Source organism: Alicyclobacillus macrosporangiidus CPP55, from assembly GCF_000702485.1.
GTDB lineage: Bacteria > Bacillota > Bacilli > Alicyclobacillales > Alicyclobacillaceae > Alicyclobacillus_H > Alicyclobacillus_H macrosporangiidus_B.
This window is the reverse complement of the sequence record NZ_JNIL01000001.1, coordinates 2889721-2916366: the sequence shown is the minus strand read 5'-3', so window position 1 is coordinate 2916366 and position 26646 is coordinate 2889721. Positions and strand designations below refer to the sequence as shown.

The window sequence follows — 26646 nt, the reverse complement described above, 5'->3', positions numbered from 1 at the left end:
ATGACAGAGAGATGATAGCGTTGCTCATTATGGGGGATTTTCGGAACCGTGTCAATCGGAAGTCGAAGGAAGGCGAAAGCGGCGGTGGATGAGAAGGGGGCCGCCCCGGCGGCCGCTTAACCCGGGGCGGCCTGGCTCAGAGGGCCGGGATGAATGTGGCGATCCCGAAGATGATGACGCCGATGAGGAACACGACCACGGCGAATCCCATCATGTCGCGCACGCCGAGCTTCGCGAGGGCGAGCACCGGCAACGCCCAGAAGGGCTGGATCATGTTGCCCACCTGCTCACCGAACGCGACCGACATCGACAGGCGCCCGAGGTAACCCGGGTCGGTGATGCCCATCTGCACCGCCGTCTGGATGGTCACGGGCCCCTGCACGCCCCAGTGACCGCCGCCGGAGGGCACAAACAGGGTGATGATCAGCGACCCGATGAAGTTCAGGAACGGCAGGGTCACCGCGGTCGCCCCGTGCACGAGAGCGTTGGAGATGACGACCTGCAGCGGATCGATCCCTTTCGCGGGCGAGTAAGCCATCAGGGCCATGATGCCCCCGTACAGCGGGTACTGCAGCAGCAGGCCGCCGGAGGATTTGGCGGCTTCCGTGAACGCCCGGATAAAGCGGATGGGGGTCCAGTGCAGCAAAAGCCCCAGGATGGTGAACAACATCACCATGGAGTTGATATTGATGGTCCAGCCGGACATGACGAAGTAAGCGAGCCCGGCGACGGCGAGGATCAGATTCAGGATCCAGGCCGACTCAAGCACCTCGGCGAACGTCTTTCGCCGCGCCACGCTGGGGCCGCCGACCGGCACCTCCACCCCGGCAGCCGTCTCCTCCAGAGCCTCCAAGGGCGGGACGTGTGACTCTGTCGGCGCCATGCGCTTGAGCACAATGGGAATAATCACAAAAACGGCGATCACCGGCAGCCAGTTGTACGGCTGGAAGATGGTGTCCTGAAACGAGACGGTCTGTTTGGTCAACTGGTAGATGATGTTCAGGCTCGACTTCGGGTCCGTGTTCGCGAGCGCGATCGAACTCGAAAACCCGCTCGCCCACACGATGAAACCCATGTAACCGGCTGCGACGATGTACGCGAAATGGATGTTCTCGCGCAGTTTCTTGGCGATCTCCTTGGCGACGATGGCGCCGACCACGAGCCCGAGGCCCCAATTGAGCAGCGACGCCACGCCGGCCGCGAAGAAGCAGGTGATGGCCGCCTGCACCTGGTTCTTCGGGATGGAAGCGACGCGCGCCAACAGCCGCTTGACGATCGGCGCCTGGGCCAGGGTGTAGCCGGAGACCAGGATGAGGGTCATCTGCAGAGCGAAGGTGAAGATGTTCTTGGATCCCCACACCCCATCGTACCACGCCCGGACGACGCCCCCCAGCGTCACGCCCTTCACGCACAGGAAGTCGAGCACCACGACGAGCAGCGTCAGGATGACCGCGAATAAGTACGGATCCGGCATGAAGCGCTGCACGTACGCGACGCACAGGTTGGTGAACCGCCGAAACATACATGCCCCCCTTTTCGCAAACGCTTTCATCCACCGCCGGGGTAGAGCCCGGACTGCGCCCGCCTGCGGTCAGATGGCGTATAAATGATAACATTCTCATTATTCATCGCTTTTGGACGCCTGTCAATCGGGTTCTGTTGTCCACACCCGTGTGGACAAGCGTGGGTCGAAACCTGTGGAAATCTGTCGAAAGCCTGTCCACAAGCGGGTGGGGCCTGTGGATAAGTCTGTGGATATTGTGCATATCCTGTTGCGCGGGCGTTTCACGAAGTGTCTTGCGTAGCACAAACGGAGTGAACGCCCACGCAGAGGAAGCGGAGCGCCGCGCCCACTCCCCCGCCACCGCTATGGTCTATCCGCAGAGGCGGGTTGCGTCGCGCGAAGCGGCTCGCGTAAGCGCAGGAGCGGAGTTTCGTGCGTCAGCACGAACGCCCGCGCAGCCCATGAGGGTGTAGGGCACAGTGGGAACATGGGGTGATGTGTCTACGTAACGCGGAAGGGAGTGGGGGGCGGCGCGGAGCGGCTTGCGCAGCAGAAGCGGAGCGCCGCGCCCACTCCCGGCTCACACGAGACCCGCCTGCCAGGCGTCGAGGGACAACTGCGCGTGCGCGTTCAAGGTCAGTGCGTCACAGCGGCCGCGCGCCAGCAGGGCGCACCCCGCGGCCGCAATCATGGCGGCGTTGTCCGTACACAGACGCACCGGCGGAAATTGCACCGAAAACCCGTCTTCCGCCGCGCGGGCCGTCAGGGCCCGCCGCAGCCCCTGGTTGGCCGCCACGCCGCCCGCCACCACCAGCGTTCGCCTGCCCGTCTGTCGCACCGCCCGCGCCGCCTTCTCCACCAGCACGTCGACGACCGCCTGTTGAAAACTGGCGCACACGTCCTCCGCCCGGATGGCCTCGCCCTGCCGCTTCTGCCGTTCGATCTCGCCGGCCACCGCCGATTTCAGCCCGCTGAAGGAGAAATCCAGCCCCTCCTCGAGCATCGCGCGCGGGAAGTCGTACGCCTTCGGATCGCCCCGCTGCGCCAGCTCGTCCACCTTAGGGCCGCCGGGGTAAGCCAGGCCAACCATCCGGGCCACCTTGTCATACGCCTCCCCAGCCGCGTCGTCCTTGGTCGCCCCGAGGCGCGTGAAGCGGAACCCCTCGTCGACGTCGAGGATCTCCGTGTGCCCGCCCGAGACCACGAGCGCCAACACCGGCGGAACGAGGTCCGTCTCGAGAAAGGCCGCCGCTACGTGGCCCGCGATGTGGTGCACCCCCACCAAGGGCATGCCGGTCGCCAGCGCATACCCTTTGGCCGCAGAGACGCCGACCAGGAGGGCACCCAACAGGCCCGGTCCGCAGGTGACCGCGATGCCGTCGAGATCGCCCCAGGACACCCCCGCTTCCTCCAAGGTGCGCGCCACCACCTGGGTGATGTCCCGCACGTGCTGGCGCGACGCCACCTCCGGCACCACCCCGCCGAAGCGCGCATGCGTCGCCACCTGGGAGGCGACGGTCTGCGCCAGGATGCGCCGTCCGTCCTCGACCACGGCCGCTGCCGTCTCGTCACAGCTGGTCTCGATGCCGAGCACCCTCACGCCTCGTCCCCTCCGTCCAGCCTGGGCAAGTCCACCCACATGATCAGCGCGTCCTCCTGGTTGTCGGTGTAGTACCCCTTGCGCACCCCCACGCCGACAAAGCCAAGCTTTCGATACAGGTTCTGCGCCACGGTGTTGCTCACGCGCACCTCCAGCGTCATCCGCGTGATGCCCCGCGCGGCGCACTGCGCCATCACGTGGCGCAGCAGCCGTTCGCCCAGGTGCCGACCGCGGAAGTCCGGATCGACGGCGATGTTCGTGATGTGCCCCTCGTCGAGGATCAGCCACACGCCCGCGTAACCGGCCAGCCGGCCCCGGTACTCGGCCACCGTGTAATGGGCGAATTGGTTCTCCACCAACTCCGTCAAGAAGGCATGCCGGGACCACGGGGCGGTGAAACACCGCTTCTCTATTCGCAGTACCTCGTCCAGGTCGCGCACATGCATCGGCCGCAGTACCACGGCATCCGGATCCCACGCCTCAGCCATCGCCATGCCGCACCAGGCTCCTCTCCGCGAGCTTGACCTCCGCCTCCACCGGTAACGCGTACTCCGGCGCCAAATGGTGCACCGCCTCGCCGGCCAACGCCGGCACCTCCGGCAGGCTCCCCAGCCGCAGCAGCGCCGGCCCCAGCCGGCCGGCCGCATCCGCCAGCGTCCACACCTTCCCGACGCCCCCGCCGTCGCCCAGCAGGGCGCGAACGGACTGGGGAAAATCGTGGACGATCACGCCATCCCACGCGGGCTCTGCCCCCAACGCCTCCCGCAGCCGCGCGGCCCATTCCGCGACCGGCAGCACCTGCTCCGGCGCGACGGTCGTCCAAACGCCGGACCGCTTCAGGTACAGGGCGCCGAACGCCCGCTGCCGTCGGGCGTACAGCAGGGGCAAAACCAGCGTGGAACGGCCGCCGTCCGGCACCGCTGCCTCCGCCATCATCCACAGGGTGGACACCGGCCGCACCGGGACGCCCAGCGCCGCCGCCATCGCCTTGGCCGCGGCGACCCCGATGCGCACGCCCGTGTAGCTGCCCGGGCCCACACCCGCGACGATCTCTTCCAACTCCCCTGGCCCCACGCCGCACGCCTGCAGCAGACCCTTCAGGGCCGGGTGCAAAAGGCGCGAGTGGCCCCGCGGGATGTGAAGGGCGACGGAGCCCTCACGCCCGTCCGCCGTCCGCACGGCCGCCGCCAGCACCTGTGTCGCCGTGTCCATCGCTAGAACAGCCATCGTTTCACCCACTCGTCCAGCAGCGCCTGGCTGCGAGGCCCGCGCGCCCGGCAGCGCAACTCCCGTTCGTCCACGCGCGGCAGGGGCGCGGCCACCAACTCCACCTCGAGGGCGTCCTCCACCCCGTCCGCCGCCGGCCCCGCCCATTCAATTAACACCGCCGCGTCCGATTCCAGGTAATCCTCCCAGCCCAGGTCCGCCAAGGCCTGCATGGCCGCCTGGGTCCCGGATTCCTCCCACAGCCGGTACAGGTCCATGTGTACCAATGGCACACGTCCTTCATACTCGGCGATCAACGTGAAGGTGGGGCTCGTCACCTCCTCGGCCACGCCGAGGCCCGCCGCCACGCCCTTACAGAACGTCGTCTTTCCGGCGCCGAGCTCCCCCGACAGCAAAATCACGTCCCCCGGCTGCAGGATCTCGCCCAACCGCTCGCCCAGGCTGCGGGTCTCCCCGGGCCCGCGGCTGGTGATGGACATCTGCTGCACCTTCACGGATCGTTTGCCTCCCGTGGCGCGAAGTGGTTGAAGCCCCTCGGCTCCACCACCTCCAAGCGCCCGTCTTCGTATTCGGCGATCACGCCGTCCCCCGCGTCCACGCGCCCAATCTGGGTGAGCTTGACGCCGGATGACTCGCAGCGGGCCAACGCCCGCGCGAAGGCGAACGGCGGCGCCGTCCCCACCAACTGGTAGTCCTCGCCGCCGTACCAGGCATAGCGCAGCGGGTCCTCGCCGCGCTGGCGGGCGAAGTCCCGCACCGCAGGCGCGACCGGCACGCGCCCGGCCTGGATACGCAGGCGGACGCCGCTGGCGCGGCTGATCTCGTTCAATTCATTGGCCAGGCCGTCGCTGATGTCGTCGAGGCTCGTCGCCCCGGCCCCGCGCAGGATGGCCCCGGCCAGCAACTGGGCCCGCGGCCGCCGGTGGCACGCCACCAACTCTGCCGCCACGTCCCCCGCCACCGGGGTGCCGTCGAGCAGGAGCGCCAACCCGGCCCCCGATCCGCCGACCCAGCCGGTGACGAACACCACGTCTCCCGGCCGCGCCCCGCTTCGTAACACCGCCTGTCCGGCCGGCACCGCGCCGATCACCGTGCAGGTGACGACCATCGGCCCTCCGGTTCGGATCACGTCGCCACCCACGACACTGACCCCGTGGTCCCGGCAGGCCAGGGCGATGCCGTCATAAAGTGCCTCCAGATCCGCCAGCCGGGCCGCCTCCGGGATGGCCAGCGCCACCACCAGGTGCCGGGCCTCGCCGCCCATCGCCGCGATGTCGCTGATGGTCGAGGCGGCCGCCTTGTAGCCCACGTCCACGAATCCCATGGTGCGGGTGAGGAAATGCACCCCGTCGACCATCGCGTCCGTGCTGACCAACACCTGTTCACCGGGATCGACCGCCAGTACCGCCGCGTCGTCCCCCACCCCGGTCACCACCGCGCGTCCGGTGCTCGGCACCCGCTGCACCAGCCGCTCGATGAGACCGAACTCGTCCAGCCCGTTCAAGCCCATCCCTCCGCCCTGCCGTCCGCGGCGTACGCCACCTCGCCGCCGACAATGGTGTACTGCACCTTGGCGGCGCGGAGATGGACATGACGACAGACCCGCGTAAGCAACAGTGGCCGCCCGCCGGCGGCCTCGTCGAGTTCTGCAAGGGTCGGCACGTCCCCGCCACCGGCAAACCGGTTGTCATCCCAACCGCCGCCCACCACCCACGCATCCGGTGCCAGTGACTGGGCCCAGGCCCGAATCCTCGCCAGCATCTCCGCTTTGCTCGCGACGCCGGTCAGGTCCAGGCGCATCGACCGCTCCCCGAATTGCAACCGTATCCACAACATGGTTCCACTCCTGAATTCGCCCGTTTTCCATATCATATCAGGTTGCGGGCCATCTCCAAACCGAGCCACCCGGTAGACACTCGGTGAGACCACACGCTGCCCGGTGACACCCCCCTCGGCGCATCCATCGGCCGCTCCGGCCCGTCCCATTCCTACAAATCAGGTCGGTCCACTGCAAACGTGAACCAAACGTACGGCAACCGGAACTGGGATGTCGCCACCCACATCCGCTTGGCGGTGTACCAGCCCACCTCCGGCTTCAGCCGTACGTGCAAAACCGTGTCCGCACCGTCGGTGTTCACCGAAACCGAGTTGATGAACTCGTTCTGCACGCCGCCGAGCCCCTTGGGGTCCAGCGCCAACGCCGTGTTCAGGAAACGGATGGTCATCTCGCCGGACGCTTTGTCGTACGAGGTCTTCGTATCGGGAATCCCCGTCGCCCCGGCCCAGAACGAACTCTCCTTCCCCGGAACGGGCGAGAATGCCGCCTGCAAACCGTCAACCGTCAGCCGAACCTCGCTGAGCCTCTCCGTCTTCTTGTCTCCGAAAGACTCGGGTTGATTCAACGGGGCATAGTACGGTTCATCCACCTCGAAGAACGGCGATTTGGTGTCCGTGCGATAGCAATGCATGACGAACGGGAAGTCCACCGCGGCGTTGATGTCGTTCTCTCCGGTGGCCAGCAGCAGGATGTCCGTGTCGTCACGCACCTCCATCAACGTGGTGAAGTATTTTGAAGTCGGCAGCGGGTACGGCTTGCCGTCTTGACCCCACCAGTCCCATCGGTCGGGGATGGTGGGATCCCCGTAGCTGTAGGTCACCAATTCACCGTGGAACCGGGGATAAGGCTGTATCTTCACGACATTCAGATGATTGTCTGCATAGTGTCGCCGAATGGTATCTGGATCGACGACATCCTTCTGGTCCGCCGCAGTTCCATTCGTCACTCCCCCGGCGGCCTGCCCCGCCGCCTGCCCGGTCTTCGCCTGTCCGGCCGCCTTCCGTCCGTCCGGTTTCGCTTCCATCATGCCGCATCCACGTCCACCCATTCCCACTCCATTCTACCATTCGCAGTAGGTTTTGAGCCCTGGCCCTCATAGGTTGGACATCATCGCCTGGACGCTGTCGTATGGATAAGACGTGGAGGAGGATGCCCGTGTTGGAATGGTTCGGCGGCCTCGCCGACACCGTCATCGGATGGGGGTATCCCGGTGTCTACGTGGCGATGGTCATAGAAGGACTGGGGTTGCCTTTCCCCGGGGACGCGGCGCTCGCATTCTACGGCTTTCTCGCCGCCCAAAACCGGATGCACCTGGGCGGTTTGTGGTTGTTCGGGACCGCAGGTTACCTGACCGCGGCCGGGATCGCCTTCTGGGTCACCCGGCGATTCGGCTCCCGTTTCGTCGACGGCATCGGGGGGCGTTTTGCGATGCTCAACGACCGCGGCATGATGCGAACCACCCGCCTGATGGACCGGTGGGGGCCGTGGATGTTGGTACCAGGCCGATTCCTCCCTGGCGTCCGATCGGTGAGCTCCTATGTGGCGGGCCTCGGTGGCATGGACTGGCGGCCGTTCGTGCTCTACACTGGCATCGGCGCCGGGTTGTGGTGCGCAGCATGGCTCGGTGCCGGGTATTGGTTCGGCGATCACGTGGACGATGTCCTGGCGCGATCGCGCACCATACTGGCCGGGGCGGCCGTCGTCGCCGTGGCCGCCGCAGCGGGGGTGTGGCTGTACCGCAGGCGCGCCGCGAAGGGATGAAGGTGAGGAAGCAGACGTGGAAGAGGTGCGGAAGATCGAGGTCTGTGTCAGGAACCTGCCCCTGGGAAGCCAACGGGTCTGGGAAGAGACCAAGGAGTTGTTCCCCCAGGTCCAGCTCCGGCGCTGGGCGTGTCTCGGCCTGTGCCACATCTGCGTACGCAAGCCATTTGTTCTCATCAATGACCAAGAGGTCCTTGAGGCAGCGAATGCCGAGACACTGAGCGAAGCGGTGCGTCAGCGCATCGAAGCGGGCATCCAGGTGCCGTGACAGACGGGCATGCGGGCGGTGACCTCACAGGGCAGGCCCTCCGGTGATGCCGGAGGGCCTGGGGGTGTGCGCGGAGGCATCTGTCGCCTGTGAAGGGGTGTCCATCATGTGTACGGCCGGGTCCGCCGCGTGTGAGGCGGACCCGTGACGTCGGCGGCGATCACGCTGCTGTCAAGCGATCTCGGTGGAATCCGTCACCACCTGCGTGGCGCCAGCCTTTTTCACAATGACGCCCTGCGGATACGCGAACACGTTCTTCTGGACAATCAGGTCCATGGTGTTCTGCACCGCCGCCGCGTCGACCGGCTGCTTCGGTGACGGAATGGTGATGCGCACCCGCTTGTTCTGGTCCGTCAGGAACTCGAGCTGCAGTACCGTCTTCGTGGCCATTCAACGTTCCCTCCTCTCTGTGTGTGGTCCCCGCATTACGCCTGCGGGCCGGGTTCGATGGCGTCCTGATCGACGCGGGCAATGGCGTGCAGCGGCAGATCGAACAGGGCGGCGAGGGCTTGGCCGACCGCCAACAGGTCGTCATCGGACGCCGTGGGCGACACGTTGGTGTAGTTCCGGTTCTGGATCTTCGGCATGCCGCTCGCGGTGGTGCCGACCTGGAACTGCAGCTGCAGGTGACAGGACTGCGGAGTGACCTGCGCCATCCGGATTCCCTCCTTTCCGCGCCTCGTCCCGGCGCACCCTTCCCCATGCACCCAGCGCTTCACTTTGGGGGACAAGCCTGAGCGGGGACTTGACGGCGTCGCAGAGGGCGAGGTCCGGCTACTTGCCGGCGAAGAATACCAGCATCTCCGCCGCGTGTGCGCGCCAAAATCCGTAATTGTGGCCACCAGGGTATTCGCGGTACACGACGTGATCGCCGTGTGCTTGGAGCGTGTGGTCGAGCGTTCGATCCGCCGCGAGAAACGGATCGCTTTTCCCCTCAATCATGAGAATGGACAAGCTGCCCAGATTGCGGTGGGCGGCGATGGTGATCGGATCTCTGGCCGCCTGTGTCGCGCGGTCGGGATAAATCCACCTCAACTCGGCAGGCGGCTCCCCCACCCACAGGGCTGCACTGATGACACCCACCTTCGAGAACAGATCGGGATGCAAGAACGCGTCGTGCAAGGCTGCAAACCCGCCCATGGAAAGCCCGCCGATGTACCGGTGGGCGGAATCGGCAGCGGTGCTGTAGTGGCTGTCTATGTAGGGAACGAGGTCGCGGGTGATGTAGTCCTCGTACATGCCGCGGTTGTAACCCCCCACGGCAGTGGCGGTAGCGGCGGTGTTGATGCCGTATCCGTTATCCATCTGAGGCGAGACGATGATGAGCGGTTGGATCTGGCCGCTCGTGATGAGTTGATCGGCGGCGCGGTTGATCCCGATGGCGCCGTCCATCCAGGTGTCGGCGCGCCCGTCCTTGCCGTGAAACAGATACAGCACCGGATACCGCTTCGCGGTGTTGTATCCGGGCGGCAGATACACTTCCACGGCCATGTTCTTTTTCAGCGCGGGGCTGTAGAAGGAGATGGCATGCACGCCAGGCTGCGATTGCCGGGAAGACGTGGTACTGGGCGGCGAGGCCGGCTGTTCTCCCGCGGGAGAACAGCCCGAAACCGTGCTGGCCATCACGAGCTTGGCCGCCATGCCAATGGCCCTCCACGGCACCCCTCTGGCCGTGGTCGCGGTCGCGTCCACTGGTGCCGCCTTCCCTTCGGTCATCACCGGCCCCCTCCGCCGCGGTCCCCCGCCCGGACCGCCTCAGATCAACGCTGTGCGTCGCTCAGCCGCGGCTTCCACGAGGCCCCGGAACAGCCCGTGGTGCTCCGGCCAACGCTGCCAAAGGTTTTCGGGGTGCCACTGCACGGCGACGACAAACGTGTCGCTGTCCACGCCTTCCACCGCTTCAATCAAACCTTCCTCATCCCACGCCACCGGCCGAAGTCCGTCCCCCACATCCTTGACCGCCTGGTGGTGGAAGGAGTTGCATCGCACCTCCGTCCGGCCGCCGAACAGCGCCGCCAGACGGCTATCCGATTCGATCCGCACGCTGTGGCTGAGATGATCCCGGCGCGCTTTCTGGCTGTGTTGAATCCGCCCGCCCCACTGGCGCGGCAGGTCCTGGTACAGCGTCCCGCCGAAGGCGACGTTCAACACCTGAATCCCCCGGCAGATGCCGAGGATGGGTTTGTTTCGGCGGCGCACCTGCGCGATGAGGGCGAGCTCCAACTCGTCGCGCTCCGGCACCACCTGTCCCAATCCCACCACAGGGGATTCGCCAAACCGGTTCGGATCGACGTCCTCGCCGCCCGCCAAGAGCAGGCCGTCGAGGCGATCCGCGAGCCGTTCGATGGCTTCCTCATCCGTCAGATACGGGATGATCACCGGGATGCCGCCCGCGGCCTCCACCCCCTTGGCGTAGTCGTCCGAGCAGACCAGGCCCATGAGGACGGGTGCCGGTGAACTGGTCTGGATCACATGCCTGGTGCCCGTGATGCCGATCAAAGGCCGCATACCCTGCATCTCCTTCTCTCCGATAGACCTGGTTGGGTGCGCGCGCAAACCGGCGACATCACGCCTGCCAGCTGGCCAAGTACGCCCGCTGCGCCGGCGTCAGCTCGTCCACCGAAAAGCCCCAGGCCGCCAGGCGCATCCGCGCCACACGCTCATCCAGCTCCCGCGGCAAGGGGTGCACCCCCGGCGCGAAATCCCCTTCCACCACCGCGCGCAGGGCGAGGGCCTGCAGCGCGAACGTCATGTCCATCACTTCCACCGGATGGCCGTCGCCCGAGGCCAGATTCACCAACCGGCCCTGTGCCAGCAGATACAGCCTGCGCCCGTCGCGCATCCGGTACTCTTCAATGTTATGCCGTACCTCGCGCACCGACACCGCCAGCTCGCGCAGGTCCGGCTTCGAAATCTCCACGTCGAAATGGCCCGCGTTGGCCAGGACCGCACCGTCCTTCATCACCTCGAAGGCCGTGCGCGTGATGCAGTCGCGGTTGCCTGTGACCGTCACGAAAAAGTCCCCCTGGCGGGCCGCCTCCACCACCGGCATGACGGTGAAACCGTCCATGACCGCCTCGAGGGCGCGGATGGGATCGATCTCGCAGACGATGACGCGGGCCCCCAGTCCCTTCGCCCGCATGGCGACGCCTTTGCCGCACCAGCCGTAACCGACCACCACCGCCGTCTTGCCCGCCACCAACAGGTTCGTGGTCCGCATGATGCCGTCCCACACCGACTGACCCGTGCCGTAACGGTTGTCGAACAGGTACTTGCAGTAGGCGTCGTTCACCGCCATCATCGGGACCTTCAGGGCCCCCTCTGCCTCCATCGCGCGCAGCCGCAGGATGCCCGTCGTCGTCTCCTCGCAGCCGCCGCGGACCTCTGCCAACTGCTCCGGTCGATCCCGATGCAGTGTGGTGATCAGATCTCCGCCGTCATCGATGATGGCCTCCGGATGAAAGTCGAGCAACCGCTGGAGATGCCGGTGGTACTCGTCGTCCGTCGCCCCGCGCCACGCGTACGCCGTCACGCCGGCGTCCACCAGCGCCGCCACCACGTCATCCTGGGTCGACAGCGGATTGCTGGCTGCGACCGCCACCTCGGCGCCGCCCGCCTGTACCAACAGCGCCAGGTTCGCCGTCTTCGCCTCCAGATGCAGGCAGATGGCAACGCGCTTGCCGGCGAAGGGCCGCTCCCGCTGGAACTGTTCACGCAGTTGGGCCAGCAGCGGCATATGCGCAGACGCCCAATCGATCTTGCGGCGCCCCTCCGGCGCCAATGCGATGTCCCGGATCTCCGAATCATGCACGGGATTCAAGGCTGCAACTCCTTCCACACATGGGCGGCCCGGGCGGTCACAAATCCACCAAGCCCAGGCTAATCATCAGTCCTTCATTGACGCGCTTCATCATGTGTTCGTCGAGGTGGGTGATCTTATCGGTGAGGCGTTGCTTGTCGATGGTGCGGATCTGTTCGAGCAGGATCACGGAGTCCCGCTCCAGGCCGCTCTGGCTTGCGGAAATTTCGACATGCGTCGGCAATTTCGCCTTCTGAATCTGGGCCGTAATGGCCGCGACGATCACGGTGGGGCTAAACCGGTTCCCGATGTCGTTCTGGATCACGAGAACCGGCCGGAAGCCGCCCTGTTCAGAGCCGACCACCGGCGAGAGATCGGCAAAAAAGATGTCCCCCCGCTTGACGTTCAAGCTGTTACACCCCGCTCACCAGTCGCTCCACGGTACCCCCGGCCTCTTGTTCCAATGGAAACGCTTCCGAAGCGATGCGCAAGTTGATGCGCGCCATCTCCAGGTAGCCCTGTTGCATCGCGGTGCGGATGTCGGCCTTCCAGTGTTCCGTGACGTATCGCCGCATCGCTTCCCGGATGATCTCACTGCGATTGGTCTGGGCGCGAAGAGCGATGCCATCCACCTGCTCGAGCAGTTGCTGGGGGATGTTGACGACGACTCGCTTCGTATTCACATTGGACACGCGCGGCACCTCCATGCGGAACGTAACCCTGACCGATGCGTACAACCGGTATTATATCGGTGCCGAAAAGCGGCTGTCAAAAATCGGCCACGGTGGTCAGACGCCACCATACGCACCAAGCGCCTTCGGTCTTTGCGTTGCACGTCGGCACGGTGGTCGGAAGCTTGGCAACCCCCTCATTGTGAACGATGAGGGGAAGGCGGACAATGGCAATCCCCGCCACGCTCCGTCCGCCCCTGACCGGCGCGCGGATAGGTGTACGCCCCGCCATCCGCGCACGAAACGGCGAAACATGTCGAGCGAGGATGAGGGGCGTGCTGCGAAGCGGCTCGCTTTCGCGCAGGAGCGCAGCGGCACGCCCCTCATCTCATTCACTTGCCCACCTGTCCGAAGGTGGAGATGGCCACCTGTTTCATCTGATCCAATGATAGCTTGTCGCTGGTCAGCGAGAATTGCACGCCATTGTGAATCCACATCAGGCGTTGCGCGTTCGCTGAACCGGCAAGGACCGCCGGGACGCCGAACAGATCGACCAACTTCCCGCCCGGGACGCCGGCCACGCCGGGATCTGGGCGCCACTCCTCGAGCGTGAAGTCGTACGGCCCCGTGTAGCGGAGCAGCCAATCCGTGGCCGACAGCTGATCGGACAGGTCCTGCTTGTCGCCCAGGATCTCCTGGGGTTCGACGAAGGTGAACTGGTTGTCCTGCACCGTGGTCGTCTTGACCGCGCCGGACGACGCCAACTTCTGCGGATCGAAGTCGGCCTGCTGATACTTGACGCCCGTCTTGAAGGAGGTGAACTCGATGGTCACGACGGCCTTGTTGTCCTTGTCGTACAACACCACTTTCTTCGGTTCCAGGGTGTTCACACTCAGGTCCACCTGTTGTTTGGCGACGATGTCGTTCTCTGGCGTGATGGGCATCGTGAAGGTGTACACGTCTCCTTTCTTGGCCACCTTCACGTCCGGTGATGTGGAGAGTTGGTGCAAAATTTGGTCGTACAGGTAGATGTGCCCCTGATTCTGCGCCCAGTTGCCGTTGAAGCGAAACACCTTTTGCAGCGTCGGGCTGACCACGAACATGCCGCTGCCGTTGCGCACGATGATCTGATTGATGTTCTTGTTCGCGTCCCCCAAGGAGATTTTGTAGACTTCCGGCGAATCGTAGTCCGTCTCGATGTAGTACGTCTGCGATCCGTTCTCCATCTGCACCGTCATCTTGGCCGTGCTCTGATAGTTGCTGGCGCTTAGCTTCTCCTGCTGGGTCTGTAGCTTTGCGTTCATCGCATCCTTGGAAGGCGCACCACACCCGGCGGCCAACGCCGCCGCCAGTCCCACCGCGACCAACATTCCACTGACCTTACGCATACTCCACCTCGCCTTTCTGGACGAACACCCACAACCTGCTATCCCCCGGACGATGTGTCGAAGCAGGACGAAATTGCTCGGGAAATGTTTTCGACCACATCCGACGCCACGGTGCTGATCGATCCCACCTGTTCCCCGGCGAACTCCCCGGCCCGGCCGTGTAGCCAGACACCGGCGCACGCCGCCGTAAACGGGTCGGCGCCCTGGGCCAACAAGCCGCCGATAATGCCAGCGAGCACGTCGCCCGTTCCGGCGGTGGCCAGCGCGGCATGACCGGTCGGATTCACACGGATGCGGCCGCGGGCGTCCGCAATGATGGTCCGATAGCCTTTGAGCACCACCACCGCTCCGGTACGCTGGGCCAATGCCTGGGCCGCCGCCAGCCGTGAGGTCTGGACCCGGTCTGTGGTCCACCCCAGCAGGCGGGCGCACTCCTTCGGGTGTGGCGTGAGCACCCAGGTGTCCAGGGCACGGCCCGCCTCGAGCGCCAGAGGCAGTCCGTCCGCGTCGATCACGCCAGGACCGCCGTGGCCCTCCAGGACACGGCGGGCCCGCTCCCGGTCCGCGTCCCGGTCCCCGAGCCCGGGACCCACGACCACCGCCTGGCAGTCCCGGTACCACGCCTCCCCCTGGAGGGTGTCTCGCAGGACGAACTCCACCGGCACCGCGACGGACACCGGAAACTCGGCCCCGAACACCACCAATCCTGCGCCTGCCCGCGCAGCCCCAAGACCGGCCAACACCGCGGCGCCCGGCATCGGTCCGGCCAGAACCCCGACGCGGCCGAAACTGCCCTTGTGGGTCTCAGGGCGCCGCGGGGCAATCGCACGGCGGACGTCCTCCTCGCGCACCCAGGCGGCATACGGTGCAACCGGATCCAATGGGATCCCGATGTCGGCCACCTCCACCCGTCCCGCGTACAGGCATCCGGGTGTGACGGCGGTGCCGAGTTTCTGCGCGGCCAGGCAGACGGTCACATCTGCCCGCACCGCCACCGTTGGCACTTCCCCGGTGCTCGCATCCACGCCCGTCGGTACGTCTGCCGCCACGGTCCAAGGCGACTGCTGATTCATCTGTTCGGCCAACCGGCGCATCGTGCCCTCCAGCGGCCGAGCCGCTCCGGTCCCGAGCAGAGCGTCCACAAAGACGTCGGCTTCCGGAAGCGGATCCCCGTCCGAATAGACTTGGTAGGGAACCCCGCTCGCGATGGCCATCTCGGCCGCCTGAGCGGCTTCGCCCCGCAACTGTCCGGGATCGATCACGCTGACCACCGTCACCCGGAACCCCCAGTGATGCAACCAGCGCGCGCACGCCCAGCCGTCGCCCCCGTTGTTGCCCTTGCCGCAGACCACGGTGACCCGCTGCGGCCGTTGGGATCGGACCGCCTGCGCGATGGCCCGCCCCGCGTGATCCATCAACACCAAACCGGGTACACGCAGTGTTGTGATGGTGTGTCTGTCTCGTTCTTGCATCTGTTCGCTGGTGAGCAGAAACACTCGGTACCCTCCCCGAGGATTGGTATAGTTATATTCCGCCCGTCCCACGGATAGTACAATCCCCCTGCCGGTCCCATCGTCCGCGCTCAGCTCGGATCGCACTCGGCTCTGCTCGGCCCAGACTCTTCTCGGACCGCACTCAGCTCGGACCGGCTCCGGCTGAACCGGGTTCAGCCGTCCTGGTCCCAAACCGCCACCGCGAAGGCCAGTTCACGGGTGTGGGTAATGCTGACAAGCACGCGCCCGATGGGCGCCACGCCCGCAGGCCAGGCGGAAAAACGGGCCACGAGGCCTGTGTCCTCCAGCACGATGCCCACCGACGGCATGCCCAGCCGCCCGATGCCGCACCCCAGGGCCTTGGCCACCGCTTCCTTCGCCGCGAATCGCCCGGCGATGAACTCCACCCGCCGCGCCGCCGGGAGGACATCCGCCTCCAAGCGCTCCCCGGGGCTCAACACCCGCGCCATGAAACGTTCCCCGTGTCTGGCCAGGGCCTGTTCCACGCGGCGGATCTCCACCACATCGCTGCCAATCCCTCGCAACAGTTCTGATCTCTCCTTTCCCTCACGCCAGCACGGACCCGCACCGGGGCACGGGTCGAACGACAAACCCGCCCTCGCCCCGCAAGAGATCTGATCTTTTCCCGCCTGTTCCCCTTTTCAGGCCTGTCCTCTTTTGTGACGAGAGCCGGTTGGGTAGAATGAGACGAAGACATCGTTCGCTGCGAGCCTCCCGACAAGGAGTGAATCTCCCGTGGTCAAGCGTTTCTGGCGCGCGTTTCTCAGCCTCGCGGCGCTCGCCGCGGCATTCAGCGCCCTCTCCTGGCTGTATCTCCGGTGGGCCCAGGTGGGCCTCACGGCGCCGGGCGGACGCCTGCAGCTGCTCACCCTGCCGACGGGCTTCCCGAGCCTGTGGAACTTCATCCATCCCGCGACCGGCGTGCACTGGGCCTTTCCGTTTTTGGTGCTGCTCTTTCAGGTCTTTCTCACCGGCGGATTTTACGGGGTATTGGTGCGGATCGACACCGGACAACCGGCTGGCTTGTCCACCTTTTTGGCCGACGCCGCCCGGAGCTTCTGGCGCCTGTTGACGTGGAACCTCCTTTGGACCGCCCTCGGCCTCACCGCGGTGGGCATCGCCCAGGCGCTGCCGGCCCTGGCCGCGCTCCTGTCTGTAGTGGTTCTGCTCGCCCGGTTCGTATTCCTGTTTGGAGACGTGGCGCTGGTGTGCGAACCGGCGATGCGCGAGGCCATCCAATCGGCAGCGGGGGCCCTGTTAGGCGGCTTCGCGCCGATGCTCCCGTTCGGCGCCGTGATGGCCGCGGCGACCGGGGCCTGCCTGGCGGTCTCGGCCGAACTGCCGAGCTGGGGGCTGCTCGTCCTCGGCATCGTGTACAGCGTCTTCATGGCCTGGGTACTGCACATGGTGGCAGCGCGCTATCTCTACTTCTCGCGGTGGGAAGAGCGCGCCGGCCTGCATCTTTCCTCCTGACGCCGGAGGGCATTTGAACCGCCTTCTCCAGCCCCGGTGCGCCGCTGCCGGGCTTCCGCCTGGATGGCGGTCAGGGGTGGTGCCAGCGCACGCTGCGGCTGACGACCAACCCCTCGTGACCGACAAACTGAACAAGTCCTGGCAGGTGGGGTCCGAGCCGGTCTTGGCGATCGAGTGCGGTCACCATCACCGGGGCATCGTGCGCCCGCAGCAACCACTGCGGTTCATGGACCCGCCGTTGCTCCCCGAACCCCGTCAGGCCGCGCGTGGTGTACACCCACAGCACGCCCCGCTTGCGCAAAAACTCCGCCACGGCCTGATACACCGGCTTGCCCTGAAGCGTCCTTCCTTCCACGGTGTATACCTGTACCATCAACCCTTCGTCCGCTCCGTCGCCGCGAGACGCGCGGCCGCCGGAGTCGTCACGGGACGGCGCGTCTTCACCATCCGACGCGTCACCGGATACATCGCCGGACGGTCTCAGGGCATCCCGGGACGCGTCGCGTGGCGCGCCTTGCGGCGTATCACCGGTCCGGCTGCCCGTGCGGCCATCCCGTCCTCCGCTCCCGAGCACCCTGAACCACACCGATGCGTCGTCGCTCACCACGACGCCATGTGTGTCCACCATCGTGCGCAGATCCGGCAACCAGCGGGCGATGGGCAGAGCGTGATCGACAAACGCCAACATCACGGGCAATTCGTTGGATGCCACCTCACTCTCCACACTGCGAAACGCCCCCCGGCCATGGCCGCCCTCGATGCCGATCCATGCCGTGCCGCCTCGAATCCCGGCATCCAGAGCGCTGCGCAGGATCGCCCGGTACAGCAGCCGTCCGCGGGCGCCCGTGATGGCGCCGTTCCACAAACCGACCTGGAGGACCGTCCACTGCTGCGCCTCATACTCGCCCATGCGAGGACTCCCCTTCTCCAACGCGTGCGCACCTTGCTGAAACGTATGCGCAACTGTGGCACAATAGGTCACGGCAGGCCCACCCAGGCCGGCCACCCCTATGCCATCGAGGGAGGGCTCGCCGTTGCACAATCTGGTCCATCTGCTCATCCGCCTGTCCTTCATCCCGCTGTCCGCAGTGGTGGTCACCGCATTCGCCGCCACCCTCCCCGGGCGCACGCAGCCCATGACACGCCGGGCCCGCCTCGGCTGGCTGCTGGTGGGCGCCTGCATCGGAGCGGTCTTTCTGCTCAGTGACGGATTGTATGCGCCGCAGACGTGACCGGTCACCGGCATCCATTGCACTGCTTTCCAGTTTCCCTCCAACCAGCGGTTTCCACACGTCGCCCCCATGCAAAAAGGCCACCCCAGGGGGTGGCCCAATCCCAATCACTTCCCAGGCTTCTCGCCAGCGACCGCCCGGATCTCCTCCTCCAGGATGCCGAATTCGCGCAGCACTTCCTCCGTGTGCTGGCCGAGCAGAGGCGGCGCCGCAAACGGGCGGACGCCCCCTTCGCCGTGGTGAAACTTCACCGGCACGCCGACCGTCTTGACGGTGCCCGCCGTCGGGTGCTCCACCGTCTTGACCATCTCGCGCTCGATCACGTACGGATCGTCGTACAGCTCCGAGAGCCTGTAAATGGGGCCGCACGGGATCCGGATGCTGCGGAAGAGATCCACCCACTCGCGCACTGTCCGCTGGCGGAACTTCTGCTCGAGCATCGGGATCAAAACGTCGCGGTTCACCACCCGGTCCGGGTTGGTGCGGAATCGCTCGTCCTCCGCCCATTGCGGCTCCCCGATGGCCTCACAGCACTGGCGCCACATCTTGTCGTTCCCCACGGCCAGGTTGAAGTACCCGTCGCTGGCCGGGAACGCCTGATACGGGCAGATGTTCGGATGCGCGCTGCCCAAGGGGCGCGGGTTCTTGCCGCTGGCGAAGAAGTTGCCCGCGATGTAAGTCTGCATCGAGATCATCGTCTCCAGCAGCGACGCGTCCACCCACTGCGGCTCACCGGTCCTGTCGCGGTGATGCAGCGCCGTCAGGATGCCGATGATGGCCCACATCCCGGCTCCCACGTCGGCCAGCGAGAAGCCCGGCTTCACCGGCGGGCCGTCCGGCTCCCCGGTGACCGACATCAGCCCGCCCATCCCCTGGGCGATCACGTCGTACCCCGGTTCATCCCGGTAACGCCCCGTCTGCCCGAATCCGGAGATGGACGCGAGGATGATGCGCGGGTTGATCCGCTTCAGCTCCTCAAACCCGAAGCCCAGCCGCTCCAAGGTCCCCGGGCGGAAGTTCTCGACCACCACGTCCGCCTTCGCGATCAGCCGGCGCAGGACCGATTTGCCCTGGTCGCTCTTCAGATCCAACACGATGCTCCGCTTGTTCCGGTTGATGCTGAGAAAGTAGGCGCTCTCGCCCTCGATGAACGGCGGCCCCCAGGTGCGGGTGTCGTCCCCGCCGGGCGGCTCGACCTTGATGACGTTCGCCCCCATGTCGGCGAAGTACATCGTGCAGAACGGGCCGCTCAAAATGCGCGTCAGGTCGATGATGGTGATGTCGCTCAGATACCCCACCGGTTTCTCTCCCTCCGTATGTCCCCGATTGTCGCCGCCCTGAAGCCGCGGCGAGAAAGAACGCCCTCGCTCAGAAGCGTGCGGGGCGCTTCTCCGTGAAGGCGCGCACCCCTTCGACGAAATCCCGGCGGTCCACCCAGTGCCGCTCCCGCTCTGCCTCGTCGGCCAGCACTCGGCGGACGCTGTCCTTGACCGCGAAGAGGGAGGCGCGCGACTGCTGGAGGATGGACTTGGCGAGATCGAGCGTGCGCTCGTCCAGCTCCTCCTCCGGCACCAATTGATTCAACAGGCCCAGCGCCAGCGCCTCCTCGGCGGAGTACGATCGCGCGGTATAGACCAGCTCCTTCGTGCGGCTCGGCCCGAGGATGGCGACGAGCCGGCGGACAAACGGCGTCTGCAGGGTGATGCCCAGTTTGCCCACGGGCATGCCGAAGCGGGCGAGGGGAGATCCGATGCGCAGATCGCACGCCAGCGCCAGGACGAATCCTGCCCCGTACGCAGGCCCGTTGATGGACGCGATGGTCGGGACCTTCACCCGCTCCATCGCCGTGATGGCCCGCTCCATGGTCTCGAAGGCGTCGTCCGCCTCGTCGACCGTCAGCCTCGCGAATTCTTTGATATCGCTGCCAGCGGTGAAATCCCGACCGCCGCCGCGCAGGATGAGCACCTTCGTCTTCTGCGGCAGGTGCTCGCACCACTGCGCCAACGTCTCCCACATTCCGCGCGTCAAGGCGTTGCGCTGGCGCGGACGGTTGATGGTGATGATCCCGACCGGACCGGTCAACTGAAACCGCATGCTGCCGAACTGCTCGAATCGCTGGACCGTGACCCGCACGCGACCCACCCTCTCTCCGTTTGTCGATTGTCGACAATCCATTCGACGAACCGACGCTTCACTTCTATTATTTCGGAATGACCGCACCTGCGTCAATCATTTTCGAGAACTCGGGGGCACCTCCGCGCGCGTGCCGAGGGCGCGGTGGAGACCGTGATCGACATTTTGCGCCAGGACCCGCTTGGCTTCCTCGAAATCTCCGCGCTCCAAAGCCGCCACGATGGCCCGGTGCTCGTCGTAGGAAGCGCGCATCTGAGCCGCCTCCTGCGTGGAGAGGCGCAGCAGCAGGCGCAGCAGGTTCTGCAGCTGGCGGTAGAGACGCAGCAGCACTTCGTTGCCAGCGAGATCGAAAATGAGTTCGTGAAAGGCCTCATTGGACTCCGAGTACGCCTCTGCGTCCGAGTCGGCCAGCGCTTGTTCCATATCCGCGAGCACGGCGTGAAACCGCTCCGCCGCACGCCGGCTCCAAGCGTGCCGGAGCCGCTCCACCGCGATCTGCTCCAATCCCTGGCGCACCTCGTACAGCTCACGGATCTCCTTTTCGGTGTACGCCTTCACCACGGTACCCCGGCGAGGCTGGCGCTCGACCAGTCCATCGATCTGCAGCAGGTACAGCGCTTCCCGCACCGGTGCGCGGCTGGTCTGGAACTTGGCGGCCAGGTCCTCCTCTTTCAGCCGTTCGCCTGGACGGAAACGGCCTTGCAGGATCTCGGTGGCGATGTAGTCGGCGATCTGCTGCGGCAAAGATTTCCCAAACTCAGAAGATGTGGCGCCCATCATCGGCCAGAAATGGTTGTCCAACATCCGCGACGCTCCTCGTCCGCACAGGCGGACATCGTGTAAGATTGAGATCAGTCTACCACACGACGGGCGGCTTGCGGCCGTAAGGGGGAAAAGGACGTGCAGATCTACGGCTTGGTGGGACCGAGCGGCACGGGCAAGAGCCACCGTGCAGAACGAGTGGCCCGACAGGTGGGGGCCCAGGTCATCATCGACGACGGGCTGCTCATCCACGGCGGGCGCGTCGCAGCTGGCTTTTCGGCCAAGTTCGAGCCCAACCGTATCGCGGCGGTCAAGCGCGCCATCTTCACCGACGAAGGCCATCGGCGGCAGGTGGCGGACAGAATCCGGCAGCTGGCGCCGAACACGGTCCTGGTGCTCGGCACTTCCACCCGGATGGTGGAGACCATCTGCCGCCGGCTCGAGCTGGAGGGACCCATCACCTTTATCCCCATCGAGACCGTCGCGGAGATGCGCCACCTGGACTTGGCCGCCAATCTGCGCAGGCTCGGCATGCACGCCATTCCCGTAACACCCGCGCAGCTGGAGATTCCGCGGTTTCAACAATTCCTGCGCCGCCTGCGGTACCGCCTGCACACCCCGCGCACGCCGGCGGCCGGCCCCACGCCCGTGACCGTCGTGAACGCCGCGTTCTCAGGCGGCGCCATCTACATCCACCCGCGGGTGGTGCGCGACGTGGTCATGCAGCTCGCGCGCCAAGAGGGGCATCCGTTCTCCGTCCGGACCGTCCGCACCCGCCTCGAGGACCAGGTGACGGTGCACGTGCACGTCCGCGCCATGTGGCAACAGGGCATCCCAGGTGCCGCCCGCCGCCTGCTTCGGGACATCCGGACCTATCTGGAGGACAACCTGGGTTTCTCGGACCCTGAACTGTTCCTGCACATCGAGTCCGTGCATCCGCCGGGGACGGCGCACGAAACCGGATCCCCGGACGTGCACGCGGCGGGCGCCCCGGCGGAAGACCAGGGATTTGCGCCCCGCGGCGGGCCCGCCGCGTCACTCCGGTGACCAGAAACGGCTGTATTTTTCGATCACGGTCTCTCCTACGCGCTCCCGCTCCTCCGGGGTCAGCTCCGGAACCACCACCTGCTTGCAGCTCGGACAGGTCCAAGGCTCGACAAATTCCGCGCTGGAGTATGCGGTTTCCCCGCAGTGCGGGCAGACGGCAGACGCCACACGCATCCACTCCTCTCCCGGCCGCAATTCTCCGAATGGCCGTAATCCATTCTGTCACCATGATAGGCGCTGCCGTGCCCCGGTTCAATCGGATCCGCTTTCCCATTCGGCGCGGTTCGTATGCAGCCCCGGCTTGTGGTACAGTAAGCACGAACCCCCGCCCTCGGGGCGGGACGGATGGAGGTCTTCACGTGATCGTCACGAAGAGCCGATATGAGATCAACCTGATGCGAGAAGCCGGTAAGGTGGTGGCCGAGTGCCACGCCGCTTTGGCGGAATTCATCCGCCCCGGCATCCGGACCAAGGACATCGACGCGTTCGTAGAGTCCTTTTTGCTCCGCCACCACATGGAGCCGGCCCAGAAGGGCTACCGGGGTTACCCGTTCGCTTCCTGTACGTCCGTCAACGATGTGATCTGCCACGGATTTCCTGGCGACTACGTGCTGCAGGAGGGCGACATCATCACCGTCGACATGGTGGCGTTGCACAAGGGATTGCACGCGGATTCGGCGTGGAGCTATGCCGTGGGCGAGATCAGCGATGAGGCCCGGCACCTGTTGACCGTCACCAAAAACGCTCTGTTCAAGGGCATCGAGATGGCGGTCGTCGGAAATCACATCTCCGATATCGGCCACGCCATTCAGACCTACGTGGAATCGGAGGGCTTGTCGGTGGTGCGGGAGTACATCGGCCACGGAATCGGCCGCGAGATGCACGAGAGCCCGGAGGTGCTGCACTATGGCCCGCCGCACCGTGGACCGCGCATCCGCAAGGGCATGACGTTCACCATCGAGCCCATGGTCAACACGGGCACCTATGAGACGAAGCTCGATCCCGACGGCTGGACGGCCCGCACGGCGGACGGCGGCCTCAGCGCCCAGTACGAGCACACCCTGGCCATCACGGACAACGGCCCGGAGATCCTGACCCAGCTGTGACCGAATGGGGGTCAGAAGACCCCCGATCCCGTCACCACAGGGACAGCAGCGTCCACCCCGACAGAAGCGCCGACGTGGCGATCATCGCGAGAAAAGGGCGCACCGCCTTGGTGCGAACGTCCTTTAGACTTACGTTCATTCCCAGACCCACCATGGCCGCCGTCAACAGGAAGCTGCTCAACGTGGAAACCCCCTGCAGCCAACCCGCCGGCACCTTCAGGACGGGCACCAGGTAGCTGCCGGCCAGGCTCATGATGAGAAACCCGACGAGAAACCACGGAAATTCCACCTTCACCTGGCCGTCGTGCCCGCCCCGCCACTTCATCCACAGCATCATCCCAAAAGCCAGCGGGATCAAGAGAAAGACCCGGCCCAGTTTGGCCAACAAGGCCACCGCCAACGACTGCGATCCCGCCGGCGCCGCCGCCAACGCCACCTGCGCCACCTCGTGGATGCTCACGCCGGACCAGACCCCGTACTGCATAGCCGTCAAGGGCAACAGAGGCCGCACCAGCGTATAGGCGATGGCGAAAACCGTCCCCGCCAATGCGATGATCCCGGCGGCGACGGCCGTGTCCTCCTCCTTGGCGCGAAGAATGGGTGACACCGCCGCGATGGCCGAAGCCCCGCACACCCCCGTCCCGACGCCGAGCAGCAGGGCGAGCGAAAGATCCGCCTTCCACCACTTGGCCAGCAGGGCCATGAGGCTGATGGAGAACGCGATGGTCGCCACATCGCGCACCAAGAGCCCCAAACCGTCGTGCAGGATGATGGCGATGTTCAACTTGAGCCCGTACAGCACGATCGCGAAGCGCAGCAGCCGCTTCGCGGAGAACTGGATCCCGCTGCGCAAGCGTTCCGGATACCCGGCCCATTGCCGGTACACGACCGCCAGGGCGATGGCGCAGGCCAACGGACCGATCCGGTTCAAGCCCGGCAGACGGGCCAATCCGGTCCCAAGGCCGGCGATGATCAAGGTGAAAGCAACCCCCAGCGCGAAACGGCGGACCGCCTGCCCGCGCGCGTCCTGGCCTTCCGGGATCCGCACCGCAGCCGAAACGGCAGAAGCGGCAGAAGCGGAAGAAGCGGAAGAAGTGGCGTTCGGACCCTCCACATCCATCCCCCCTGTGGTGACCTGTCACTCCCCAGGGTACGCACGGATCTTCCATAGGTAAAATGAATGATTGATATGATGTAGATAAGGAATTCTTATCATGTGAACGAGACGGGAGGCCTCAGGATGGATACACCGCTCGAGGTGTTCATCGCCGTCGTGGAACGCCGGAGCTTCTCCCGCGCCGCCGACGACCTGCACATGACCCAGCCGGCCGTGAGCCAACACATCCGGGTGCTCGAGGAATACTACGGCGTCAAGCTGGTCGAGCGCAGAAACCGGTTCATCCGGTTGACCAAGGCTGGCGAGGTGCTGTACGCGCAGGCCAAGCGGATCGTCCGGGAATACGCCCAGGCCCGCCGGTTGTTGGAAGACCTGACGCAGAAAGTCCAGGGGCCGCTGCGCATCGGGGCGAGCCTCACCTTCGGCGAATACGTGCTGCCGCGCGTCCTGGCCCGGTTTCGCCGTGTATACCCGGATGTGCAGCCGGAGGTCATCATCGCAAACACCCGCCATGTGGCGGATCAGGTGTTGGCGCGAGAGCTCGACGTCGGCATCGTCGAGGCGGAGCTGTGCCATCCCGAGTTGGAGGTCACGCCATTTTTGCCCGACACGATGCGGGTGATCCTCCCTGTGGATCACCCGCTGGCAAGCGCCGAACGGGTCGAGGCCAGCGCCCTGTCGGGAGAGACGTGGATCGTGCGGGAACTGGGCTCCGGCACGCGGGAGATGGCCGATCGGTTGCTGGCCCAGGCGGGCATCCGGCCGCGTGCGGTGATGGCTTTCGGGAGCAACCAGATCATCAAGGAATCGGTGGAAGCGGGTCTCGGCGTGGCGCTCTTGTCCGAGCGCGCCCTCGGCAAGGAGCTTGCCCTCAGGACGCTGGCCAGCGTCGAGATCGCCGGACACCCGGTGCGGCGCTGGTTCTCCACCGTGGTCCACGCGTCTCAATTTCGGACGCGCACGGTCGACGTGTTCTTGGCGCACCTGAGGTCGTGCCCGGATTTTTCCTAGACCAAGGCGCAACCTCGCCCTCAGCCGCCGGCCGCGACGCCGAACACCCGGGCCGCGAGATCCCCCAAACCGTACGAGACGACACCGACGATCACGCCGACCAGCGTCATCTCCAGGCCGCTCGCCCACCAGCTGCGCACGGTGATCAGGCTCTTGGCCGCCCCCACCGCGAAGTGGGCGAGGATACTCACCACCGCCGCGGTCACCATGGCCGGCAGGCCGTTCATGAAGAAAAACGGGATGAGCGGGATGACGCCTCCGACGAAGGTCGAGGCCGCGCCGAAGAGCGCCGACTTCCACGGGTTGCCTTGGTTCGCCTCGTGGATGCCGAACTCCTCCAGGACCATCGTCTTGAGCATGGCCTCCGGGTCTTGGGCAATTTGTTGCGCAATCCGCTGGGACTCCTCGGGCGTGAAGCCCTTGAGTTGGTACAGCAGGGCCAGCTCCTCCATCTCATGCTCCGGGTCTTGCTCAATCTCCTCCCGCTCCTGGCGGATGGCGGTCTCCATCACCTCGTTCTCAGACCGCGTCGCCAGCCACGCCCCGGCGCCCATCGACAGGGTGCTGGCCAGGGCGCCGAAGAAGCCGCTGATCAACACCGTGTGCGTGTTAGCGGTGTAGCCGGCCACCCCGGCGATGATGCCGAAGATGGCGCCCAGGCCGTCGTTGACCCCATAGATGGCGTCCCCGAGCCAGTCGCTGGTCCCCTGGCGGTGGCGCTCGCTCTTCCACAGCTTGTCCAACCGCCGCTCGGCCGCCTGGCGGGTGTGCAGGAGCGTGTCCAGATCGCCGTGCTGCGCTTCGTCCCGGTCAATCTGGTCGATGATGCTGAGGATGTCTGCGTCGTCGATCACGTTGCGCAAGCTCTGATACCAAGCCCCGTTGCCCTGTTCAATCGCCTCGATTCGCGCCATCAGCTGCGGGCCGTCCCCTTCGGCGGCCTCCACCCGCGGCACTTCCAACGACCCGGTGTCAACGCCGAGGTCTGCGAGCTTTTCCGCCCACATCTGCGCATGCCGGCGTTCCACCTCGGCCAGGCGGGCCAGGATGTCTTTGCGCCGGGGATCGCGCTCGGCGTCCGCGGACAGTTGGTACAGCTGCGCCGCCTCCATCTCGCGCCGCCAGTTTTCCACCAGTGTCTTGACGAGATACGCATCGTTCCGGCTCACGACTTCACCCCCATCGCTACCGACATC

32 protein-coding genes are annotated in these 26646 nt (G+C 65.8%); 7 read left to right on the top strand and 25 right to left on the bottom strand.

Features of this window, described 5'->3' with window-relative positions; all coding sequences use genetic code 11:
- Positions 1-136: 136 nt before the first annotated feature.
- From N687_RS0114530 to N687_RS0114495, 8 genes are all read right to left on the bottom strand, one after another.
- The gene (locus N687_RS0114530) at positions 137-1522 is read right to left on the bottom strand and encodes a TIGR00366 family protein (RefSeq protein ID WP_081841426.1); all 1386 of its coding nucleotides are present in this window, start codon (positions 1520-1522) and stop codon (positions 137-139) included.
- Positions 1523-2084: 562 nt separating this feature from the next.
- Positions 2085-3104 carry a tRNA (adenosine(37)-N6)-threonylcarbamoyltransferase complex transferase subunit TsaD gene (gene tsaD, locus N687_RS0114525; RefSeq protein ID WP_029422544.1) on the bottom strand — a complete coding sequence of 340 codons (1020 nt, stop codon included), beginning with the start codon at positions 3102-3104 and terminating at the stop codon, positions 2085-2087.
- Positions 3101-3598 carry a ribosomal protein S18-alanine N-acetyltransferase gene (rimI, locus tag N687_RS0114520; RefSeq protein ID WP_029422543.1) on the bottom strand — a complete coding sequence of 166 codons (498 nt, stop codon included), beginning with the start codon at positions 3596-3598 and terminating at the stop codon, positions 3101-3103. The genes tsaD and rimI overlap by 4 nt, the downstream gene beginning before the upstream one ends.
- A complete protein-coding gene (tsaB, locus tag N687_RS0114515) occupies positions 3585-4316 on the bottom strand; it encodes a tRNA (adenosine(37)-N6)-threonylcarbamoyltransferase complex dimerization subunit type 1 TsaB (RefSeq protein ID WP_051663286.1) in 732 nt (243 codons plus the stop codon). Before tsaB ends, rimI begins: the two co-directional genes overlap by 14 nt.
- A gap of 2 nt (positions 4317-4318) precedes the next feature.
- Positions 4319-4825 carry a tRNA (adenosine(37)-N6)-threonylcarbamoyltransferase complex ATPase subunit type 1 TsaE gene (tsaE, locus tag N687_RS0114510; protein WP_197029292.1) on the bottom strand — a complete coding sequence of 169 codons (507 nt, stop codon included), beginning with the start codon at positions 4823-4825 and terminating at the stop codon, positions 4319-4321.
- Positions 4822-5841, bottom strand: a complete 1020-nt coding sequence (gene thiL, locus N687_RS0114505; protein WP_035462342.1) for a thiamine-phosphate kinase — start codon at positions 5839-5841, stop codon at positions 4822-4824. Before thiL ends, tsaE begins: the two co-directional genes overlap by 4 nt.
- The gene (locus N687_RS0114500) at positions 5832-6167 is read right to left on the bottom strand and encodes an amidohydrolase family protein (protein ID WP_029422539.1); all 336 of its coding nucleotides are present in this window, start codon (positions 6165-6167) and stop codon (positions 5832-5834) included. Before N687_RS0114500 ends, thiL begins: the two co-directional genes overlap by 10 nt.
- 152 nt (positions 6168-6319) lie before the next feature.
- Positions 6320-7192: a hypothetical protein gene (locus tag N687_RS0114495; protein WP_035462339.1), complete on the bottom strand. Its 873-nt coding sequence runs from the start codon at positions 7190-7192 to the stop codon at positions 6320-6322.
- 131 nt (positions 7193-7323) lie between these two features.
- Between N687_RS0114495 and N687_RS0114490 the strand changes: the two genes are divergently transcribed.
- A complete protein-coding gene (locus N687_RS0114490) occupies positions 7324-7929 on the top strand; it encodes a DedA family protein (protein ID WP_029422537.1) in 606 nt (201 codons plus the stop codon).
- A gap of 16 nt (positions 7930-7945) precedes the next feature.
- A complete protein-coding gene (locus N687_RS24485; RefSeq protein ID WP_029422536.1) occupies positions 7946-8197 on the top strand; it encodes a DUF1450 domain-containing protein in 252 nt (83 codons plus the stop codon).
- 171 nt (positions 8198-8368) lie between these two features.
- Here the strand turns inward: N687_RS24485 and N687_RS0114480 are convergent, their stop codons facing one another.
- The 10 genes from N687_RS0114480 to acpS form a co-directional block, all read right to left on the bottom strand.
- Positions 8369-8587 (bottom strand): DUF2922 domain-containing protein, encoded by a 219-nt coding sequence (locus N687_RS0114480; RefSeq protein WP_029422535.1) that lies wholly within the window; start codon positions 8585-8587, stop codon positions 8369-8371.
- Between the two features lie 35 nt (positions 8588-8622).
- The gene (locus tag N687_RS0114475; RefSeq protein WP_035462335.1) at positions 8623-8853 is read right to left on the bottom strand and encodes a DUF1659 domain-containing protein; all 231 of its coding nucleotides are present in this window, start codon (positions 8851-8853) and stop codon (positions 8623-8625) included.
- A 118-nt stretch (positions 8854-8971) separates the two neighbouring features.
- On the bottom strand, positions 8972-9913 hold the full coding sequence (locus N687_RS0114470) for an alpha/beta hydrolase (protein ID WP_051663285.1): 942 nt from the start codon (positions 9911-9913) through the stop codon (positions 8972-8974).
- 39 nt (positions 9914-9952) lie between these two features.
- The gene (locus N687_RS0114465; protein WP_029422532.1) at positions 9953-10705 is read right to left on the bottom strand and encodes a gamma-glutamyl-gamma-aminobutyrate hydrolase family protein; all 753 of its coding nucleotides are present in this window, start codon (positions 10703-10705) and stop codon (positions 9953-9955) included.
- 58 nt (positions 10706-10763) lie between these two features.
- Positions 10764-12017 carry an adenosylhomocysteinase gene (locus N687_RS0114460; RefSeq protein ID WP_029422531.1) on the bottom strand — a complete coding sequence of 418 codons (1254 nt, stop codon included), beginning with the start codon at positions 12015-12017 and terminating at the stop codon, positions 10764-10766.
- A 37-nt stretch (positions 12018-12054) separates the two neighbouring features.
- A complete protein-coding gene (locus tag N687_RS0114455) occupies positions 12055-12405 on the bottom strand; it encodes a type II toxin-antitoxin system PemK/MazF family toxin (protein WP_029422530.1) in 351 nt (116 codons plus the stop codon).
- Between the two features lie 4 nt (positions 12406-12409).
- On the bottom strand, positions 12410-12688 hold the full coding sequence (locus N687_RS0114450) for a CopG family ribbon-helix-helix protein (protein ID WP_029422529.1): 279 nt from the start codon (positions 12686-12688) through the stop codon (positions 12410-12412).
- Positions 12689-13059: 371 nt separating this feature from the next.
- Positions 13060-14055 (bottom strand): LolA family protein, encoded by a 996-nt coding sequence (locus tag N687_RS0114440; RefSeq protein ID WP_029422528.1) that lies wholly within the window; start codon positions 14053-14055, stop codon positions 13060-13062.
- A 38-nt stretch (positions 14056-14093) separates the two neighbouring features.
- A complete protein-coding gene (locus tag N687_RS0114435; RefSeq protein WP_035462332.1) occupies positions 14094-15551 on the bottom strand; it encodes a bifunctional ADP-dependent NAD(P)H-hydrate dehydratase/NAD(P)H-hydrate epimerase in 1458 nt (485 codons plus the stop codon).
- Positions 15552-15721: 170 nt separating this feature from the next.
- Positions 15722-16093, bottom strand: a complete 372-nt coding sequence (acpS, locus tag N687_RS0114430; protein WP_231493489.1) for a holo-ACP synthase — start codon at positions 16091-16093, stop codon at positions 15722-15724.
- A gap of 211 nt (positions 16094-16304) precedes the next feature.
- On the opposite strand from acpS, the gene N687_RS0114425 reads away from it, so the two are divergent.
- Positions 16305-17042: a hypothetical protein gene (locus N687_RS0114425; protein WP_029422525.1), complete on the top strand. Its 738-nt coding sequence runs from the start codon at positions 16305-16307 to the stop codon at positions 17040-17042.
- A 70-nt stretch (positions 17043-17112) separates the two neighbouring features.
- Here the strand turns inward: N687_RS0114425 and N687_RS22380 are convergent, their stop codons facing one another.
- Positions 17113-17952 carry a DUF190 domain-containing protein gene (locus N687_RS22380; RefSeq protein ID WP_029422524.1) on the bottom strand — a complete coding sequence of 280 codons (840 nt, stop codon included), beginning with the start codon at positions 17950-17952 and terminating at the stop codon, positions 17113-17115.
- 124 nt (positions 17953-18076) lie between these two features.
- On the opposite strand from N687_RS22380, the gene N687_RS24480 reads away from it, so the two are divergent.
- Positions 18077-18274, top strand: a complete 198-nt coding sequence (locus tag N687_RS24480; RefSeq protein ID WP_029422523.1) for a hypothetical protein — start codon at positions 18077-18079, stop codon at positions 18272-18274.
- Between the two features lie 107 nt (positions 18275-18381).
- Here the strand turns inward: N687_RS24480 and N687_RS0114410 are convergent, their stop codons facing one another.
- The 3 genes from N687_RS0114410 to N687_RS0114400 form a co-directional block, all read right to left on the bottom strand.
- A complete protein-coding gene (locus N687_RS0114410) occupies positions 18382-19572 on the bottom strand; it encodes a CaiB/BaiF CoA transferase family protein (RefSeq protein ID WP_029422522.1) in 1191 nt (396 codons plus the stop codon).
- Between the two features lie 70 nt (positions 19573-19642).
- Complete coding sequence (locus tag N687_RS0114405; RefSeq protein WP_029422521.1) at positions 19643-20407, bottom strand: enoyl-CoA hydratase/isomerase family protein; 765 nt, start codon at positions 20405-20407, stop codon at positions 19643-19645.
- A gap of 96 nt (positions 20408-20503) precedes the next feature.
- On the bottom strand, positions 20504-21211 hold the full coding sequence (locus tag N687_RS0114400; protein WP_051663282.1) for a GntR family transcriptional regulator: 708 nt from the start codon (positions 21209-21211) through the stop codon (positions 20504-20506).
- A gap of 96 nt (positions 21212-21307) precedes the next feature.
- Between N687_RS0114400 and N687_RS24005 the strand changes: the two genes are divergently transcribed.
- A complete protein-coding gene (locus tag N687_RS24005) occupies positions 21308-22216 on the top strand; it encodes a hypothetical protein (RefSeq protein WP_051663281.1) in 909 nt (302 codons plus the stop codon).
- Here the strand turns inward: N687_RS24005 and N687_RS0114390 are convergent.
- Positions 22205-22390 carry a hypothetical protein gene (locus tag N687_RS0114390; protein ID WP_035462330.1) on the bottom strand — a complete coding sequence of 62 codons (186 nt, stop codon included), beginning with the start codon at positions 22388-22390 and terminating at the stop codon, positions 22205-22207. The genes N687_RS24005 and N687_RS0114390 overlap by 12 nt on opposite strands.
- Before the next feature lie 185 nt (positions 22391-22575).
- Between N687_RS0114390 and map the strand changes: the two genes are divergently transcribed.
- Entirely contained in the window at positions 22576-23322 is a 747-nt protein-coding gene (gene map, locus N687_RS0114385) for a type I methionyl aminopeptidase (protein WP_029422517.1), read from the top strand.
- 31 nt (positions 23323-23353) lie between these two features.
- On the opposite strand, the gene N687_RS0114380 is transcribed toward map, so the two are convergent.
- Positions 23354-24370: a YeiH family protein gene (locus N687_RS0114380; protein WP_051663617.1), complete on the bottom strand. Its 1017-nt coding sequence runs from the start codon at positions 24368-24370 to the stop codon at positions 23354-23356.
- Positions 24371-24562: 192 nt separating this feature from the next.
- Here N687_RS0114380 and N687_RS0114375 point away from each other — a divergent pair, with 192 nt between their 5' ends.
- Positions 24563-25450 (top strand): LysR family transcriptional regulator, encoded by an 888-nt coding sequence (locus N687_RS0114375; RefSeq protein ID WP_029422515.1) that lies wholly within the window; start codon positions 24563-24565, stop codon positions 25448-25450.
- Between the two features lie 20 nt (positions 25451-25470).
- Here N687_RS0114375 and N687_RS21265 read toward each other — a convergent pair whose 3' ends face one another.
- Positions 25471-26619 carry a VIT1/CCC1 transporter family protein gene (locus N687_RS21265; RefSeq protein ID WP_029422514.1) on the bottom strand — a complete coding sequence of 383 codons (1149 nt, stop codon included), beginning with the start codon at positions 26617-26619 and terminating at the stop codon, positions 25471-25473.
- Positions 26620-26646: the final 27 nt, after the last annotated feature.